This window comes from Bacillus sp. GMs2/2, from assembly GCF_050172095.1.
Lineage (GTDB): Bacteria > Bacillota > Bacilli > Bacillales > Bacillaceae_G > Bacillus_A > Bacillus_A cereus.
This window is the reverse complement of sequence record NZ_JBNLYE010000368.1, coordinates 1-3,836: the sequence shown is the minus strand read 5'-3', so window position 1 is coordinate 3,836 and position 3,836 is coordinate 1. Positions and strand designations below refer to the sequence as shown.

Genomic DNA, 3,836 nt, shown 5'->3' with positions numbered 1-3,836 from the left:
AACAAAATAATCCTTTTAAAGTAAAACAAACAGAATATAGTCCGGCTAGAAAACTAGAGGGCACCAATTCATTAAAGCAGCAATTAAAGCTGTTTTAGGAATAGGTGTCCTTTTTATTTTGAAAAGAGGGATGGAGAAATATGAAGGCACTAAAAGAACAATTACGCGAGTGGAAAAAGCAATCCAAGCAAGGAAAGAAGAAAAATAAGAAAAAACAAAAAGAGAAATTAAGTACTCGTGAAATTGAGGATTTAATGGGGATGCATAGACCTTGTTATGAACGAAGACGCGGAGCAATAAGACAAAAGTAATTTAAAAATAAAAAGGAGTGGTCTTACATGAATAAACAATTATCTTTCTTACCAAAAATTGATAGAGTAGCAACGCAGAAAAAATTAGAAGGTGTTCTGGAAAGTGTGCGTTTGTATAGGCAGTTTGGAATGATGCGTGAAGAAATGAAAGTCACTCCTTCTTATGAAATTAGATATCACGGGCCTACAAATGATGTAGGGAAGCTACTAGAAGATATAGCGATGGCTAATATTCAACAAAGTAAAAGAGAAGAGTGGATTAAGCAAACATCATTTCGTATTGACCAGTTTCTTAGTCGTTTGGGTAATGGACGTGCAGGAAAGGATCAAAGAGACATCATCATTAAGCGTTATTTAGAAGATGAAGATGTATGTGATTATATGGTATATAACGAAATCGGCATGAGCGAGCGTACTTATCGACGTGTTAAGGCTAGAGTATTTTATAAACTTGCTTTTGCTCTTAGATTAGAAGTTTACGAGACAGAAGAAACTGGAGGTAATGAATAATGAATTTTGTTCAGCCAATACGTGATCCAGAGCAAATACAGCAGCTTAAAGAATATTTTAAAGAAAAGTGCTTACGTAATTACATTCTCTTCATTATGGGAATCAATACAGGCCTGAGAATCTCGGACATTTTGAAATTGAAGGTAGGAGATGTCAAAGGTAGTCATATATCTATGCGGGAAAAGAAAACAGGGAAACAGAAACGAATACAAATTACTGCAGCACTGAAAAGAGAACTTAAATGGTTTATTGAAGAAAGAGAAGATAATGAGTATTTATTGCAAAGCAGACAAGGTAAGAATCGTCCAATTGGTCGTAGCATGGCATATAAGATATTAAGCGGAGCAGCGGCAGAGTTTGGGTTAGATGAAATAGGGACACATACGTTGAGAAAGACATATGGGTATCATATGTATATGCAAACAAAAAACATAGCATTGCTCATGGGGATATTTAATCACTCGTCAGAGAAAGTCACGTTATGTTATATAGGTGTAAATCAAGATGCAATGGATAAGGCAATGACTAGGTTTAAAATTTAATCATTACTTTTTCTTTTAGGATAGTTTAAATTCTTAGTCTGATTGGGACGGGATCACCACAGCAAAAGATTTGCAGGTTACGTTAAGATCCATTTTAGGCAGAAAAATATTAGTTCTCTGAAGAACTATCATCATCACTCCTGTTCGATAATCTTGAGAAAATATTTATCTGAATAAAAAATTAACATTTTTTCAATTTCCTGTAATTATAATTAAAGGTATTCTGTTAGTGTTATACAAATGTATCTGTCAATCTATTCCATGTATGAATCTAGTCTGGCAATCAACAGAATATTCCACACACCATTGAAAAAGGGGGAAAGTTTATGCAAAGAATTTTAAAATTCCTGTTCATGTCCGTTTTTTCTTTGATTTGTGTTTTGTATGTTCAAACGAATGCTTTTGCCGCACCAGCATACGAGGGAGTTGTCAAAATGAAGCAGCCTTCAGGCGAATCTTTTGAGGGCACGTTACATGGAGATGAATGGTTCCATTGGGTAAGTACAAAGGATGGCGACGTACTTTTACAAGATCAGAAGGGGTATTGGAATTACGCGGAGCTTACATCAGATGAACTGAAATCGACGGGGAAAAAATATAAAATTGATAAGAAGCCTTCAATGGCGGTAAATGAGAACAATTTGAACAAATGGATAAAGAATTACAACCCTCAAGCAAAGAAAAAACAGGAGCACATGAATAAATTACAAAAAGAATCACCAAAAAATATTGATGGAACTGTCACTCCAGTTTTAGGAAACAAAAAATTACTTGTTTTGTTAATTGGGTTTACAGATGTTGATATTGCATATAACGATAACGATTGGAGTAACAAATTCTTTTCTACAAATCAAAAGTCAGTTAAGAATTACTATAATGAAGTAAGTAATGGAAAAGTACAGATAACTCCAGCTCCTGAAACATATGGTACTCAAAATGATGGAGTGGTTAAAGTGAAATTAGATTACGCTCATCCGAGTACATCGGGAAAAAGTATGGGTACGGTTATAACAGATGCACTGGCTAAAGCTGATTCTCAAGTGAATTTTGCTAGTCTTGATACTAATAATGATCAAGTCGTTGACTCTAAAGATGGCTTCTACATTGTGAGTTTTCTTGCTGGTAATGAACAGGCTAGTGGGGGGCCACTTCCAAACATTTGGGCGCATCAGTCATATGCTCCTAATACAAATCACGATGGTGTTACAGTATCAGGCATGTATACAGCGCAGGGTGAAAAACAATATGGTCATATGGCGACAATTGGTATACCTGCTCATGAGTTAGGGCATTCTTTTGGTCTTCCAGATCTATATGGTGACAATAACCGTGTAGGTAGTCTAAGTATAATGGGGAATGGAGCTTGGAATAGTCTTCAAGGGGAAGAGTATGGAACTACCCCAGATCATATGGATGCTTGGTCAAAGGTAAAACTGGGCTTTGTAACACCAACTGTAGTAAATACCACTAATAACTTTACTCTAAATGCAATCCCAAATAACTATAATGTGTTAAAGATTCCTTTAAAGGATAATACGTATTTTTTAGTTGAGAATCGCGCAAAGGTTGGGTATGATGCGAGCTTACCAACAAATTCTGGTGGTATTGCGGTTTGGCATATTGATGAATCTATGAATAATAATTCCAGTGATCCGCATCCTTTCATTGATATAGAGCAATCAATCAGTGAATACCAAGACCCATTCTATTACACGAATCAAAATCATGCTGCTACCTTTGGTCCAGACACTAATCCGAATAGTAATACCTACACGGGAGAAAAAACAGGAGTAACGATTACAACGACAAGTACAAGTAATTCTGCTATGAATGTAGCAGTCACAACAAAAGAAGCTAGCTTAATTCCGCAAACAAACTGGACACTAAAATATGTAGATAGCTATAATTGGTACAATTTAGGTACGTATGCCTTTGATGGAAACAAAGACACATTTTGGCATACAAACTGGAGCCCTGTAGCTCCAATGCCACACGAGATTCAAATTGATTTAGGTGCAACTTATAACCTCTCCAAATTCAGCTACTTGCCAAGGCAAGACGGCCAAATAAATGGAACGATTAAGGACTATGAGTTTTACGTCAGTAGTGATGGAGTAAACTGGGGAACAGCGGTATCCATAGGTGCTTTTGCAAACAATACTAACTTGAAAGAAATCAGCTTTGCAAACAAGACAGGTCGTTATATTAAACTACGTGCATTAAGCGAGGTAAACAACAATCCATGGACAAGTGCCGCTGAAATTAATGTATTTGGAGTGGTTCAATAATATATTTGTGAGGTTATCTAATTAAATCATTGATACGCTAGTCCAAAGGGTTATCATCTGCTGAGAGTTCGCTCGGCATTTGATAACCTTTTTGTTCTATACTAGCCAATATGCAAAAGAAAAAGATGGATTAATAAAATTCATATTCTTAGCTTGATAGCAATGTGGTGGTACTCCTTACAGTT

General features: G+C 35.9%; 4 protein-coding genes. All 4 read left to right on the top strand.

Annotated elements, in window-relative coordinates; all coding sequences use genetic code 11:
- Window positions 1-140: 140 nt before the first annotated feature.
- The 4 genes from ACQGS6_RS24395 to ACQGS6_RS24380 all read left to right on the top strand — a co-directional run bounded on the left by ACQGS6_RS24395 (window position 141) and on the right by ACQGS6_RS24380 (window position 3,651).
- Complete coding sequence (locus ACQGS6_RS24395; protein WP_000645544.1) at window positions 141-311, top strand: hypothetical protein; 171 nt, start codon at window positions 141-143, stop codon at window positions 309-311.
- 27 nt (window positions 312-338) lie between these two features.
- Complete coding sequence (locus tag ACQGS6_RS24390; RefSeq protein ID WP_001041486.1) at window positions 339-821, top strand: ArpU family phage packaging/lysis transcriptional regulator; 483 nt, start codon at window positions 339-341, stop codon at window positions 819-821.
- Window positions 821-1,363, top strand: coding sequence for a site-specific integrase (locus ACQGS6_RS24385; RefSeq protein ID WP_426965736.1), 543 nt, complete (start codon window positions 821-823; stop codon window positions 1,361-1,363). Before ACQGS6_RS24390 ends, ACQGS6_RS24385 begins: the two co-directional genes overlap by 1 nt.
- Window positions 1,364-1,689: 326 nt before the next feature.
- Complete coding sequence (locus tag ACQGS6_RS24380) at window positions 1,690-3,651, top strand: M6 family metalloprotease domain-containing protein (RefSeq protein ID WP_426965735.1); 1,962 nt, start codon at window positions 1,690-1,692, stop codon at window positions 3,649-3,651.
- Window positions 3,652-3,836: the final 185 nt, after the last annotated feature.

What these genes read in the sequence shown, in the direction of transcription:
- ACQGS6_RS24395 (WP_000645544.1), top strand. Translation starts at nt 141, where the DNA reads ATGAAGGCACTAAAAGAACAATTACGCGAGTGGAAAAAGCAATCCAAG.
- ACQGS6_RS24390 (WP_001041486.1), top strand. Translation starts at nt 339, where the DNA reads ATGAATAAACAATTATCTTTCTTACCAAAAATTGATAGAGTAGCAACG.
- ACQGS6_RS24385 (WP_426965736.1), top strand. Translation starts at nt 821, where the DNA reads ATGAATTTTGTTCAGCCAATACGTGATCCAGAGCAAATACAGCAGCTT.
- ACQGS6_RS24380 (WP_426965735.1), top strand. Translation starts at nt 1,690, where the DNA reads ATGCAAAGAATTTTAAAATTCCTGTTCATGTCCGTTTTTTCTTTGATT.